Consider the following 13593-nt stretch of genomic DNA (forward strand, 5'->3'; position numbering starts at 1 on the left):
CGATGATGCGTCAGGCGGTTTCGCTCTGGCGCGTCTCGCTGTTCACCTCGGCCTCGATCCGGTCGTGCCGCGGCTGGGCCGTTCCGCCGATCTCGATCCGGCGCGGCTTCATCGCTTCGGGGATCTCGCGCTTCAGCGTCAGCGCCAGCATGCCGTCCGCCAGATCGGCACCGGTCACCTGCACATGGTCGGCCAGCGCGAAGCGCCGCTCGAAGCTGCGGGTGGCGATACCGCGATGGATGTAATCGGCGCCGCCTTCGTCGGCCTTGCGACCACGAATGATCAGCACGTTCTGGTGGCTGGTGATATCGATCTCCTCGCGGCGGAAGCCGGCCACGGCGATCTCGATCCGATACTCATGCTCGCTGGTGCGGATGAGGTCGAACGGCGGGTAATTCTCCCCCGCTCCGGATGCCGCGCTGCTTTCCAGCATGTCGAACAGCCGGTCGAACCCCACAGCGCTGCGGCGAAACGGGGTGAAATCAAAAGCACTACGCACGTCTTGTCCTCCTGAAGAGTTGAGCAACAAGGCGGGCAGGAAGCGACAAGCCCCGGCCCGTCACCAGGCCCTCAAGCGGCGCCCGGCAGGAGCAATGTTGGAGGCCACTTTTTCCGGTTCAAGAGGGGGTGCGAACCCCTGCCCCGCCACCGTTTCCGCCCCGGCCCGCCCGCCAGATGCCCGGCCCGCCTATCAAGCTTGGAGTAACCTCCGAGGACCGCCATGACCCGCCGGCTGCTGCTGTTCCTGCTTCTCGCGCTTCCCCTCGCCGCACCGGCTACCGCCCGGCCCGACCCCGCCGCCCCGGTCCGCGCCTTTCTCGCCGCGATGACTGCCAAGGATCGCTCGGCGGTGGCCGCGCTGATTGATGACGCGGCGGTGTTCCAATATCCCTTCGACCGCTCCGGCAAGACCGAAGCCGGCTCATGGCGCCGCTTCACCGGGCGTGACGCGGTCCTCACCGGCTATGTCGACGGCGCGTTCGCCAAGATCGCCCGGATCGGCTGGACCGAAGCCGATTTCACCCCCTCCGCCGACGGTCGCACCGTGTTTGTCGAGGCTCGAGGCGACATGCTGCTCGCCACCGGGGCCGTCTACCGCAACCGCTACGTCCTGCGCTTCGATCTTCATCGCGGCCGGATCCGCGGCATGAAAGAATATATGAACCCGGTCACCGCCGCGCTCGCCGCCGGCCTGCCCCTCGGCAAACCCTAGGAACTGGCGTTCGCCCCCTGTTCCCTTCGCCCGTCCACTCCCCTACAACCGTCCCACCATGACCGACCTGTTTGGGCCCGGGGGGGCACCGCTTCCGCCTGCATCCGACTACGACGCCTCCGCGATCGAGGTGCTCGAAGGGCTGGAACCCGTACGCCGCCGTCCCGGCATGTATATCGGCGGCACCGACGAGCGCGCGCTTCATCACCTCGCCGCCGAGGTCATCGACAATTGCATGGACGAAGCGGTCGCGGGCCACGCGTCGCGCATCGAGATCACGCTCGAACCAGGCAATCGCCTGACCGTCAGCGACAACGGCCGCGGCATCCCGGTCGACCCGCACCCCAAATATCCCGGCAAGTCGGCGCTCGAGGTCATCCTCACCACGCTCCACTCGGGCGGCAAGTTCGAGGGCAAGGCCTACTCGACCTCCGGCGGCCTCCACGGCGTCGGCATCAGCGTCGTCAACGCGCTCTCGACCGAGACGGTGATCGAGGTCGCGCGCGAGAAGAAGCTGTACCGCCAGATCTTCGCCAAGGGCCTCGCCACCGGTCCGCTCGAGGAAGTCGGCGCCGCCCCCAACCGCCGCGGCACCACCGTCGCCTTTCATCCCGACCCCGAAATCTTCGGCGAACTGGCGTTCGATCCCGAGCGCCTGTTCCGCCTCGCCCGCTCCAAGGCCTATCTCTTCGCCGGGGTCGAGATTCGCTGGAAGTGCGACCCCTCGCTCGCCTCCGACAAGGTCCCCGAGAGCGCCGTCCTGCAGTTCGCCAACGGCCTCGGCGATGCGCTCGCCGAGCAGCTCGAAGGCCGCGAATGCGTCACCGCCCAGCCCTTTGCCGGCGCCGCCGACTTCCCCGACGGCCAAGGCCGCTGCGAATGGGCGGTCGCCTGGCCGCTGTGGAGCGACGGCTTCACCTCTTATTATTGCAACACCATCCCCACCCCCGACGGCGGCACCCACGAAGCGGGCCTGCGCGCCGCGCTGACCAAGGGCGTCCGCGCCTTCGGCGACCTTGTCGGCAACAAGCGCGCCAAGGACATCACCGCCGACGACGTCATGCAGAGTTGCGAATGCTATCTCTCCGTCTTCATCCGCAATCCGCACTTCCAATCGCAGACCAAGGACCGCCTGACCTCCCTCGAAGCCGCCCGCTTCGTCGAAGCCGCGATGCGCGACCATGTCGACCATTTCCTGACCGACAACATGGACCGCGGCCGCGCGCTCTTGGGCTCGATCGTCGAGCGGATGGAGGAACGCCTCAAGCGCCGCGCCGAGCGCGAGGTGAAGCGCAAGACCGCCACCTCCGCCCGCAAGCTCCGCCTGCCGGGCAAGCTCACCGACTGCTCGTCCGATGAGCCCGCAGGCACCGAATTGTTCATCGTCGAAGGCGACAGCGCCGGCGGCTCGGCCAAGCAGGCCCGCAACCGCAAGACGCAGGCGATCCTGCCGATCCGCGGCAAGATCCTCAACGTGGCGTCAGCCACCGCCGACAAGATCCGCGCCAACCAGGAAGTCGCCGACCTCCAGCTGGCGCTGGGCTGCGGCATCCGCGACAAGTTCGACGAAGCGGCGCTGCGCTACGAAAAGATCATCATCATGACCGACGCCGACGTCGACGGCGCCCACATCGCGACCCTGCTGATGACCTTCTTTTTCCAGGAAATGCCCGACCTGGTTCGCCGCGGCCACCTGTTCCTCGCCCAGCCGCCGCTCTACCGCCTGACCGCCGGCACCAAGACCCTCTACGCCCGCGACGACGCCCACCGCGCCGAGCTGGAGAAGGCAGAGTTCAAGAACAAGAAAGTCGACGTCAGCCGCTTCAAGGGCCTGGGGGAGATGAACCCCAACCAATTGAAGGAGACGACGATGGACCCCGCCACCCGCTCGCTCCTCAAGGTCACGCTGCCGAGCCAATATGAGGACCGCCAGCCGGTCAAGGACCTGGTCGACCGGCTGATGGGCAAGAACCCCGAACACCGCTTCGCCTTCATCCAGAGCCGGGCAGCGGCGATAAGCGGGGAAGAGCTGGACGCCTGAGCTTCTCGCTAGCGGCGGACGAAAGAGCGTGCTTTTCGAAGGATCTCGTTCACCGCACCTCGCAAGCTGAAGGCGTTGCGGCAAGCATCGATAATCGTGCTTTCGCCCTCGCCGCAGATCGTGTGGAAGCCATCGCGATAGGGCCATCGGGGATCGGGAAGGATCGTGCGCACGGTCTCCTCCTCGAAGCTGGTGGGGGACAGCGCGGTGACCCGATTGATCGCGACCCCGCCGCCGTAAACCCGCGAACAGTCCTGTGCCGGGCGGTATAGCGCCCCCTCGTGGACGAACGGTCGTCCCGCTGGCCGCGCCGACCGGACATCGGTCTTGAGAGGGTTGAGGGCATGTTCCTGCCAGGGACCATGCAGGTCATCAGCGAACCATCCCCGGAGCTTGAGATTGGCTCCATCGTCCGCGTCGGTCGCCAGCAACCACCATCTGCCGTCATGCTGGAAGACCGTCGAATCCAGCAAATGCCGCCCCTCGATCAGGATCGCCTCGAGGTTCCAGTCGAGGCCCTCTTCGTCGAGCAAGTGTAGTTCGACGCGTCCCGACTGACTGGACTCGGGAATGCAGTACAAGCGGTCGGCGTGACGAACGAGATAGGGGTAGGAAAGATGGTAAGGCAAGCTCGGTGCGAGGCGCGGCTCGCTGGCTTTACCTCCGGCTATGCGGACGGCGGAAACTCGTCCAATGTTCTGGTTCCAGTCGAAGTCCTCGGCGAGGATCAGCAATCCTGACCGATCAGCCATTTCCACCGCGAACGGATCGGCGAGAAACCGGCCACGGGGCTCGGGGAGCCATTGCACCTGGCGAGCTTCCGCTCCCGGCGGGGCAAGAGCCACCTCGTGCACGGGCGCCGGGAGAATTCCGACTGTCCATTGCTGCTGGAAGAAGGTGAAGCGGACCTGATTGGCGACCCATGCCCGTGCCTGCCTCCACAGAAAGGTCAGCATCGCCCGGTCTCCAGGCTCATACTTGATGGGTCCCTCGTCCCTGATGGGGTCGGCGTGCAGCGCGGCATCGTTGCCGCTCAGGATCTCCTTGCAGATACGGGCTGGCCACTCGCCCGTTCCGAACAGCAGGTCGTCACGGCTTCGCACATAGGAGGCGTGGCGGGTCTGGAAATGTCCGGCGTGGAGGACAACCCCGGCGTCGAGACGTTCTGTCAGCCGCTGCAACACCGCTCCGGTGACGGGATTGCCGTCATGGATCTCCCAGAAGCCCGGCGGCATTCCGCGGTAGCTTGCGGGATCGCCGTGATGGAATGACCAGATACCGTAACGTGCCGCCTCCAGCACTTCGCCCTTCAAGATCCCGAATCCGAAGCGAAGCAGAAAATCCAGATTGTGGGACCGGATATCGGCGACTGATTCCGGGGCGAATCGCTCTCCGAAGCGTCCCACCGGCTCGACGCGAACCCGCGACACGGCGACGTCCTGCTGCCATGTTGGCCACGGCACCAGCCTCGCCGCCTGCGACGACCGGTCGAGGATGAAGCGGCGATAGACCCGCCACAGAAGGCGCTTGCCGCCGGGTCGGCGAGGAGGAGCGGGGGGCGGCGCCGAAGGCTGCCCGTCGCGCATGATCAGCAGCGCTACTTCCACGCCATCGACCTTCAGCAGATCTTCGATGCACCGAGCCTGCCAGTCGGTAAGACCTTGCTCTTCGCACATCACGCCGAATCGCAGGACTCGGCGACCGCCCTTGTCCGACGTTTGCTCGCTGATCTCCTTTTCCAAGGTACTGGTTTCCGGGATGCCGGGAGATGTCACGTGAACCTGCACCCTTTTACCGAACCGACCCCGAAGCGAATTGCAGGGAGCATGATCGCCAACTGTCTTTAAACGTTCGTCCCACAAGTGGAAGTAAGGCCGCCCGTGATTACCGGTAATCTTTGTTTGTTACTGAGAAGCGCAGCAACGCCGCATCGCCTTGAATTCATCACTGCACGATCGCGCCGGACCTTAGTGCGCCTGACATCGTTTCGCCCCCGTGTCCGCCCGCTCGCCACAGCCCAGCCGTTTCGCCCACGCCTCGGCACGGGTGCTGACCAATCGCCAAGTGCCGTGGGCGATCAGCCAGTTGCAGTTGCGCCGCCGCTCGAAGTTCGGGATCCGCACCCAGCTTGCCATCCGGCTCGGGATCATGGCGCTGCTGCTGGCGCTGATCATCGGCTTCCACTGGATCGAGCGCGACAGCCTGAAGGACATGTACGACGGCAAGATCAGCCTCGCCGACATCATCTACTTCACCATGATCAGCGCCACCACGACCGGCTACGGCGACATCGTGCCCATCACCGAACGGGCGCGCTTGTTCGATGCCCTGGTGGTGACCCCGATCCGCATCTTCTTCCTGCTGATCCTCGCCGGGACCGCATACAGCTTCTTCATCAAACGCCTGTGGGACAAATATCTGATGCGCCGACTTCAAGCTGGTCTGACCGACCACATCATCGTCGCAGGGTTCGGCAGCAGCGGCTCCGAAGCGGTCGCCGAACTGGTCGCCCGCGGCAGCGAGCCGTCCTCTTTGGTGGTGATCGACTGCGACGAGGAAGCCCTCACCCACGCCCACGATTATGGCTGCATGGTGCTGCAGGGAGACGCCACCCGTGACGCCACGCTGCAGGCGGTGCATGTCGAGCGGGCGCGCGCGCTGCTGGTTACCGCCGGCCGCGACGACACCTCGATCCTGGTCTGCCTGACCGCCCGGCACCTCGCTCCCGACCTCAGGATCACCGTCTCGGTGCGGGCTTCCGACAACGAGCTTCCGGCCCGCGCCGCCGGTGCCACCACCGTGATCAACCCGGTCAGCTTCTCGGGCCTGCTGATGGCCGGCTCGGCGCAGGGCTCGGGCGTCGCCGACTATCTCGCCGACCTCGCCTCGGCGCGCGGCCGGGTCCAGCTGCGCGAGCGGATGGTCGGGGCGGAAGAAGTCGGCCGCCAATTGGCCGAGATCGACACCGGCGTCGGCCTGCGCATCATCCGCGACGGGGAGGCGATCAGCTTCGAGGATCCCGGCGCCTGCACGCTGCAGGAGGGCGACCGGATCATCGAACTGTTCGGCGAAGGCGCTCCCGGCCAGCACGCCCGCGCGGCGAAGGGAGCAAGTCGGGGTTCAGCCTTGCCCGCCTAGGGACCGTCGGTGATGCGCCGCCAGCTCGCCTCGAACGCCGATCGCGCCCGTTCCGTCGGTCTTGCCGCGCTGATCCACCTCGGGATCGGCTATGCCTTGCTGACCGGGCTCGGCGTCACCCCCGTCCCGGCCAAGCTGGCCGAGCCGCTGACCCTTCTCGACATCACCGACCGGCCAGAGCCCGAGCCGCCCGCCGTCCCGATGCTTCCCGAGCCCGCGCCCAAGCCGACCGAGCGTGCCGCCGATCCCGAAGGCGCCGCCGGCCCGCCGGCGCTGAAGAACACCCCGACCCCCGTGGTCGCTCCGCCGCCGGTGATCCGCCTGCCCGTTCCCCCACCGCTTCCCGCTGCGCCGATCGCCGGCACCGGCACCGCCCCCAATCCCGGCGCCGCGCCGGTCGACGGCCCCGGCACCGGCCGCGGCGGTGAAGGCGACGGCCTCGGCGCCGGACGCTTCGGCAATGGCACCGGCGGCGGTGGTGCGGGCGGGATGGCGCAGGAGCCCGAATATCGCAGCGGCAGGATGGAATGGCGCGATGTCCCTCCGCAGGTGCAGGCGCAGGGCGCGCGCGGCCTCGTACGCTTCCGCATCTTGGTCGCGACCGACGGCCGGGTCCGCGATTGCCGCGTGACCCGCTCGAGCGGCTTCCCGGGCCTCGATGCCGCCACCTGCAACGCGGCCATCCGCCGGCTCCGTTGGTATCCCGCGACCAACACCGCGGGCCAGCCGGTCGAAGCGTGGATCCCCGGGAGCAATGAGTGGATCCCCCGTCCCGGCGCCGACCGCTGGGTCGATCCGGTCGAGGTCCGCGACTAGAAGTTCACCGGCGCCTGGATGTAGCCGTACCAGCGCACCTCGGGACGGCCCTGCCCGTCGACCGCCGGCCGGAACCGCACCCGCTCCTCGACCAGCCGGCAGGTCCACTGGTCGACGATCGGATTGCCGCTCGACCGGTTGACCTTGCAGTCGGTGGCCCGGCCATCGACCTGCACCCGCACCGCGATGAACACCCGCCCGCCCCGCGGCCACGCGCGCAGCACCTCGCGCGGATAGCTCCGACCGGTCAGCGTCGTGCTCTGGATCACCGACGGCCCGGCACCCTCGCCGCCGTTTCCGCCGCCTCCGGGACCCGTTCCCGAGCCTCCGGACCCGGTCCCGTTGCCCTGCCCCCCGGCGCCGCTTCCCGGCCCATCGACCGGTGCGGCCCCCGCAGTCGGCGCGGCTCCGGCACCCGGCGTCGGTGCTGCGATCACGGGCGGCGGGGTCGGCGGAAGCTGGACCACCGGCTCGACCCGCTTGACCGGCGCGGCCTCGGCCTGCCGAGCCGGCGGCGCTGCGGCCCCTTCCTCCTTCGGCGCGGCACGGCTCTCGACCACCACCGGCGGCGGTGGCGGCGGCTCGGGCGGCGGCAGCACGACATCGAAGATCTCGAGCGGCTTCTGCAGGCTCTCACGGACCCCCGGCGAGGATCCCAGGGTCAGCAGCCCGGCAATCACCCCGACGTGGACAAGGATCACCAGGGTGATCGCTCCAATGCGCTCGCGACTATTGAGGGGAGAAGGCTGCATCGGCCGACTGTCTAGCGGAACAGGTCCGACTGCTCCGTTAACCGTAGATCCAGTCGAGGCTCATCATCACCGCCAGCCCGATCATCAGCGCAAAGGTCGCGGTGCCTTCCTGGTGGTCGCGGTGCGTTTCAGGGATGATCTCGCTCGACACCACCCAGATCATCGCGCCACCGGCAAAGCCCAGGCCCCACGGCAGCAACTCGCTCGACAGCGAGATCGCCGAGATGCCGAGAAAGCCTCCGACCGGCTCGATCAGCCCGGTCAGCACCGCGATGACGAAGGAGAACATCCGCCCGTAGCCCACCGCCGCCAGGCTGAGCGCTACTGCCAGGCCCTCCGGAATGTTCTGCAGACCGATCCCGAACGCGGTGGCGTAGCCGGCGGTATGATCGGGGCTCCCGAAACTCACGCCGACCGCCAGTCCTTCGGGGAAGTTGTGCAGCGAAATGGCGATCACGAACAGCCAGATGCGCGCCAGCTTGCTTCGCTCGGCCCCGCTCATCGGCCCAAGGATGAAATGCTCGTGCGGCGCCACGCGGTTGAGCAGGTGAAGGGTGCCGGCACCGAGCAGGACCGCCGATGCGACGATCAGCGCGGCGATCGTCTTGTTGCCGCCGTGCAGATCTCCCGCAGCCTCGAGCCCGGGAATGATCAGCGAGAAGAAGCTCGCCGCCAGCATGATCCCAGCGGCAAAGCCGAGGAAGATGTTCTGCGTGCGCTGGCTGATCCCCTTGAGGAAGAAGACCGGGAGCGCCCCAAGCGTAGTGGCCTGCCCGGCCAGGAAGCTCGCAAGCGTACCTGCGGCGATAAGGTCCCCGGCCACTTAGGAAGCGAGCTCCAGCCGCATGTCCAGATGCATTTCTTCGCCCGGCGCGAGCACCCGCAGCCCAAGCTCGCCCCAGCGCTCCTCGGGCTCGTTCAGCGCGGCATTGGCGTGGGTCACTGGCTCGGCCACGAAAATGCCCCCCTCCCTCGGTGAATAAAGCTGGAAGAAGCGAGCATCCGGGCTCGAAAGCCGGAGCGGCGCCGGCCACGCCGGATCGGTCATCACGGCCTGTCCTCCCCAGCCGCCGAACCCGTGGTCGAGGTCCTGCCCGCAGACCGCCCGGTCGCTGAGGTCATAGCGCCCGGTCGCCGGCACCTCGCCGGTCGGCAGGACATGCTCGTCGATCTCGAAGGTGCTGCGGACCGCGGTGGCAATGCGGGTTTCGGCGGTGCAGGGGAAGTAAGGATGCTGGCCAAGTCCGCAGGGCATCGGCTCGCTGTCGCGGTTGCGGCACTGCAAGCGCAGCGACAGTCCGCGTTCGTCCAGCGTCACCACCTGCACCGCCTCATAGGCCCACGGCCATTCGCCTGCCTCGTGGGTGAAATGCAGTTCGGCATGATTTTCGCCAGCGTCTTTCACCGTCCAGGGCGCAAGCCAGCCCTGCCCGTGCAGCGGCGAGATGTCGCCCGCCATATTGGGCTTCAGCACCACCTCGCGCCCGCGAAACGTGAACCGCCCGCCGCGAATGCGATTGACGAAAGGGACCAGCGGGAAGCTCGCCATGTCGAGCACGCTGTCCGCCGCCTCGCGGCTCGCCCGCATGAGGGGAATGCGGCGTCCGTCACGCGTCCAGCTCAGGTCGCGGATCGCCCCACCAAGCGCCGGGCTCAGCACCAGTTCGAGATCGCCGGCGCGGAGCGCAAGCATGTGGTCGTCCTGCAACATGAACCGGTTCTTGGCCATTTGTTCAGAGCATCGCAACTGATCTGGGGATAATTGTCGTCGCAGCGCTTGCGATGTTGGAATCACGGCGCGAAACAACAGCCCCGCTCCGGGGAGGGATGCGATCATGCGCACACGCGTCAAAGACTATATCGAAGTCAGCGAGTACACGTCGCTTGACCGGTTGATCACGACATTGACTGCCATTCGTGACAGTCTTCCCGACATCGCCGAGCCTGAGCTCAAGATGCGTGGCGACGATGTGTTCGGTCGCCGCCTGTCGATCAGCTACTGGCGTGAACTGACCGCCGAGGAACAGGCCGCCGACGCCAAGTACAGCGCCGACTCCGCCGCTGGCGAAGCGATCGCCGCGATCGCCGCGCAGCTCGACGAAGTGCCGTTCGAGCAGGCGTCACCGGCAAAGCGCCGGGCGGCCTGAGCCCCGTTCGTCCCGGTCACGTCCGGGACGAACGCCTGTTCACCATTCCGCGAAGCTGCCGTCCGCGTGGCGCCAGATCGGGTTGCGCCAGCGATGGCCTTCCTTGGCCACCGCACGCACCTTGTCTTCGTCGATGGTGACGCCAAGCCCGGGCTTTTGCGGGATCGGCAGGAAACCGTCGACCGGGGTCAGCACTTCGGGATCGGTGATGAACTCCAGCAGGTCGTGCCCGACGTTGTAGTGGATGCCGAGGCTCATTTCCTGGATCGCGACATTGGGGGCATTGGCGGCAAGCTGCAGGCAGGCGGCGAGCGCCAGAGGTCCAAGCGGGCAGTGCGGCGCCACCGCCACGTCATAGGCTTCGGCCATCGCCGCGATCCGGCGGCATTCCGAAATCCCGCCGGCGTGGCTGAGGTCGGGCTGGATGATGTCCACCGCGCCGCGCTCGAAGAACTGCTTGAAGTCCCATCGTGAATAAAGCCGCTCGCCAAGCGCGATCGGGGTCGAGACCAGTCCGGCGATCTCGGCCAGCCCTTCGGGGTTCTCGCTCAGCAGCGGCTCCTCGATGAACAGCAGCCCCAAGGGCTCCAGCACCTTGGCAAGCTGCTTGGCCATCGGGCGGTGGACCCGCCCGTGGAAATCGAGCCCGACGTCCATGCCTTGCGCCTGCGCCGCCTCGACCCGCCGGATCACCTCGTCGAACAGCCTCGGCGTGCCGATCCAGTCGAGCTCGGCGGTGGCATTCATCTTGACCGCACTGAACCCCTGCGCCTTCCGCGCCGCGGCGGCGCTGTCGATCTCGTGCGGCTTGTCGCCGCCGATCCACGCATAGGCACGGATCCTGTCGCGCACGCGCCCGCCCATCAGCTCCCACGCCGGCACGCCGAGCGCCTTGCCCTTGAGGTCCCACAGCGCCTGGTCGAGCCCCGACAGCGCACTCATCAGGACCGCGCCGCCGCGATAGAAGCCACCGCGATAGGCGATCTGCCAGATGTCCTCGATCCGCCGCGCGTCATGCCCGAGGAAGCGGTCGCGGATCGCCTCGAACGCGCCGTTCACAGCCTCGGCATGGCCCTCGAGGCTCGCCTCGCCCCAGCCGTGCGCCCCGTCCACCGTCTCCACCCGCACGAACAGCCAGCGCGGCGGCACGAGGAAGGTCTCGATCCGACCGATCTTGAGCTCGGGAAGCGCCATCATGCGGACTCCGGGGTCGATTGCGACTGATTGCCGAGCGCCAGGCCCTTGTCCTGCGCTTCGACCTGCTTGCCGGCATAATCATCGCGCGGCGGCCAGCAATCGTGGCCGATCGGCTTGATCGGCACCGCCAGGCACACGGACGAAGCGGGAAGCACGTCGCGCCAGTCCTTGATCAGCTGCTTGTAGGCCTTGCCGACGTTACGCAGATTGCGGTTGAGGTCGTACAGCCCGAGCGGGTTCACGTTGCCGTTCTTCTCGCGCAGTGCGGTGTCCCAGTCGACCTGGTCGGTCAGGCTGTACCAGGTAAAGCCCACGGTCGGGATGCCCACATTGCGCAGGCGCAGCACGTTGGCCCATTCCTTCCACAACCACTGCACCGCTTCCTGCCCCGTCGGTCCTTCGCGCATGTTGGTCTCGGTATGCATGATAGGGAGGCGGTAGCGGTTGTGATATTGCCGCGTGATCTCGCAATAGCCGAAGGTCTCGCCCGCCGCTTCGGTCCGCCCGTCGGCGTGTACGCGGTGCTCGTTGGTGCGGTAATAATCGTTGCCGAGGATACAGTGCTGCTTCAGCCGGTTGCCGAGGAAGAAGTGATATTCCTCCCGGGTCATCCCGTTATCCATCAGATATTCGTACATCTCGCTGTCGACCCGGCGCCCGTAATTGAGGTCGAGCGTCAGGAAACGGCGGCTGTTCAGCACCTCGGCCGGGCCGATCGCGGCCGGGCTGTCGGCGTGGAAATATTCGGATGATTCCGACTGAATGAAGATGGCGTCCGGCCGCCGCTTCAATATCTCCACCATCGCCAGCACATTGGCTTTCACGATATGCTTGATCGCGGTGACGAAGCTGAGGTCGGTCCGCTCCTGCTCGTTCCACCAGCCATATTTGGCGCTGAAGGCGGCGCAAATGAACATCTCGTTCACTGGCGTGTAGAGCTGGATCCACGGATAACGCTCGGCAAAATCGGCGGCGTAATTGGCGAATTGCTGGCTGAAATCGGGATTCTGGAAATTGCCGATCCAGTCGGGCACGCCGAAGTGGCAGAGGTCCACGATCGGCGTGATCTCGCGCCGCTTCAAATCGTTCAGGGTGAGGTCGGCGAACTCCCAGTCATATTTGCCGGGGCCGAGGAAGGTCTTGTGCAGCGGCGGGCCGAAGCGGAGATATTCGATCCCCATGTCCTCGACGCAATCGAAATCCTCGCGCCAGCGGCGATAATGATCTGAAGCCTCCATCTGGTCGACGCGGGTCTTGCCGCCGTTGATGGTGGGGATGCTGTTCTCGATCCCCGTGGCAAACATGAAATTGGCGATTATTGCCTCCTGGCAGCTGCGGCAGGTCGATTGACGGTGATCGAGGTCAGCCCGCGAACGGCTGCTCCACCAGGCCGACGACGCCGGGTACCGTCATAAACAGCCCGCCGGCATAAGGTTGCGAAGCAAGGCCCGCTTCGTCGAGCCCGATGCGGGCGGAAGTGATGAAAAGACGGTCGAGCGATGGGCCCCCGAAGGCGCAACTGGTCGGCCGCTGCACCGGAACGCGCAGTTCCTGCAGCCGCTCGCCGCCGGGGCTGAGGCGGCGCAGGCACCAGCCGTCCCAGAAGGCGATCCACAGGCACCCTTCGGAATCCACCGTCATCCCGTCGGGATAGCCCTCACCCTCGCCGTAGCGGGCAAGCTCCAGCTTGTTGAGCGGAGTGCCGTCGGGCGCCAGGTCATAGCGATAGGTCACCTGCCGTCCGCTGTCGTTGACGTACATGGTCTTTCCGTCGGGGCTGAACGCCGGGCCGTTGGTCACCCGGAACCCGTCGTCGATCCGGGTGCAGGCAAGCTTCTTGTCGATCCGGTACAAGGCGCCGGTCGCGGCCCTTTCCTCGTCGTCCATGGTCCCGGCGTAGAGCCGGCCGCTGCGATCGACCTTGGCGTCGTTGAAGCGGTTGGTTTCGCGATCCTCCTCGGGATCGAACATCAGTTCGAACCGCTCGAGGCCGAGATCGACGTGCGCGATCCCATGCTCGGTCCCGGCGATATGGCCGCCGCTCGCCCGCGGGATCAGGCTTCCGATCCGGAATGGGGTAGCGATCTCCCGCAGGTTGGCGCCGTCGGGCTCGACCAGGAACAGCCGCCGCCCCTTGATGTCGACAAAGGAAAGCAGCCCGGTCTCGGCGTCCCAATGCGGGCCCTCGCCCAGCAACGCTTTCACATCGGCTATGCAGGTGACTTCCATTGCACCTTCCAAAATAACGCGCCTGACGCCTTTGGGTAGAACCCTTGTCGCCCTTTGTCG

13 protein-coding genes are annotated in these 13593 nt (G+C 66.6%); 5 read left to right on the plus strand and 8 right to left on the minus strand.

The genetic code is table 11. The features are described from left to right. Positions 1 to 10: 10 nt before the first annotated feature. Positions 11 to 499 (minus strand): Hsp20 family protein, encoded by a 489-nt coding sequence (locus GGQ97_RS00190; RefSeq protein ID WP_168067093.1) that lies wholly within the window; start codon positions 497 to 499, stop codon positions 11 to 13. Positions 500 to 721: 222 nt separating this feature from the next. Between GGQ97_RS00190 and GGQ97_RS00195 the strand changes: the two genes are divergently transcribed. Beyond that, entirely contained in the window at positions 722 to 1213 is a 492-nt protein-coding gene (locus tag GGQ97_RS00195) for a nuclear transport factor 2 family protein (protein WP_168067094.1), read from the plus strand. 58 nt (positions 1214 to 1271) lie between these two features. Further along, positions 1272 to 3254 (plus strand): DNA topoisomerase IV subunit B, encoded by a 1983-nt coding sequence (parE, locus tag GGQ97_RS00200; protein ID WP_168067095.1) that lies wholly within the window; start codon positions 1272 to 1274, stop codon positions 3252 to 3254. A gap of 8 nt (positions 3255 to 3262) precedes the next feature. Here the strand turns inward: parE and GGQ97_RS00205 are convergent, their stop codons facing one another. After that, entirely contained in the window at positions 3263 to 4996 is a 1734-nt protein-coding gene (locus tag GGQ97_RS00205) for a glucosamine inositolphosphorylceramide transferase family protein (protein WP_168067096.1), read from the minus strand. A gap of 253 nt (positions 4997 to 5249) precedes the next feature. Between GGQ97_RS00205 and GGQ97_RS00210 the strand changes: the two genes are divergently transcribed. Continuing rightward, entirely contained in the window at positions 5250 to 6392 is a 1143-nt protein-coding gene (locus tag GGQ97_RS00210) for a potassium channel family protein (protein ID WP_342448408.1), read from the plus strand. A gap of 12 nt (positions 6393 to 6404) precedes the next feature. Beyond that, positions 6405 to 7208: an energy transducer TonB gene (locus GGQ97_RS14480; protein ID WP_168067097.1), complete on the plus strand. Its 804-nt coding sequence runs from the start codon at positions 6405 to 6407 to the stop codon at positions 7206 to 7208. Here the strand turns inward: GGQ97_RS14480 and GGQ97_RS14485 are convergent. From GGQ97_RS14485 to GGQ97_RS00230, 3 genes are read right to left on the minus strand one after another with little or no spacing between them, the layout of a single operon-like run. Further along, positions 7205 to 7960, minus strand: coding sequence for a TonB family protein (locus GGQ97_RS14485; RefSeq protein ID WP_168067098.1), 756 nt, complete (start codon positions 7958 to 7960; stop codon positions 7205 to 7207). The genes GGQ97_RS14480 and GGQ97_RS14485 overlap by 4 nt on opposite strands. 37 nt (positions 7961 to 7997) lie before the next feature. Then, entirely contained in the window at positions 7998 to 8783 is a 786-nt protein-coding gene (locus tag GGQ97_RS00225; protein ID WP_168067099.1) for a ZIP family metal transporter, read from the minus strand. Further along, positions 8784 to 9671 (minus strand): aldose 1-epimerase, encoded by an 888-nt coding sequence (locus GGQ97_RS00230; protein WP_168067100.1) that lies wholly within the window; start codon positions 9669 to 9671, stop codon positions 8784 to 8786. 124 nt (positions 9672 to 9795) lie between these two features. Here GGQ97_RS00230 and GGQ97_RS00235 point away from each other — a divergent pair, with 124 nt between their 5' ends. Beyond that, positions 9796 to 10107 carry a hypothetical protein gene (locus GGQ97_RS00235; protein ID WP_168067101.1) on the plus strand — a complete coding sequence of 104 codons (312 nt, stop codon included), beginning with the start codon at positions 9796 to 9798 and terminating at the stop codon, positions 10105 to 10107. A 39-nt stretch (positions 10108 to 10146) separates the two neighbouring features. Here GGQ97_RS00235 and dgoD read toward each other — a convergent pair whose 3' ends face one another. From dgoD to GGQ97_RS00250, 3 genes are read right to left on the minus strand one after another with little or no spacing between them, the layout of a single operon-like run. After that, a complete protein-coding gene (gene dgoD, locus GGQ97_RS00240) occupies positions 10147 to 11304 on the minus strand; it encodes a galactonate dehydratase (protein WP_168067102.1) in 1158 nt (385 codons plus the stop codon). Beyond that, positions 11301 to 12608 carry a family 1 glycosylhydrolase gene (locus GGQ97_RS00245; RefSeq protein ID WP_168067103.1) on the minus strand — a complete coding sequence of 436 codons (1308 nt, stop codon included), beginning with the start codon at positions 12606 to 12608 and terminating at the stop codon, positions 11301 to 11303. The genes dgoD and GGQ97_RS00245 overlap by 4 nt, the downstream gene beginning before the upstream one ends. A 58-nt stretch (positions 12609 to 12666) precedes the next feature. Continuing rightward, positions 12667 to 13533, minus strand: coding sequence for an SMP-30/gluconolactonase/LRE family protein (locus GGQ97_RS00250; protein ID WP_168067104.1), 867 nt, complete (start codon positions 13531 to 13533; stop codon positions 12667 to 12669). Positions 13534 to 13593 lie beyond the last annotated feature (60 nt).

Origin of the sequence: Sphingomonas kaistensis (genome assembly GCF_011927725.1) — a bacterium.
Classification (GTDB): Bacteria; Pseudomonadota; Alphaproteobacteria; order Sphingomonadales; family Sphingomonadaceae; genus Sphingomicrobium; species Sphingomicrobium kaistense.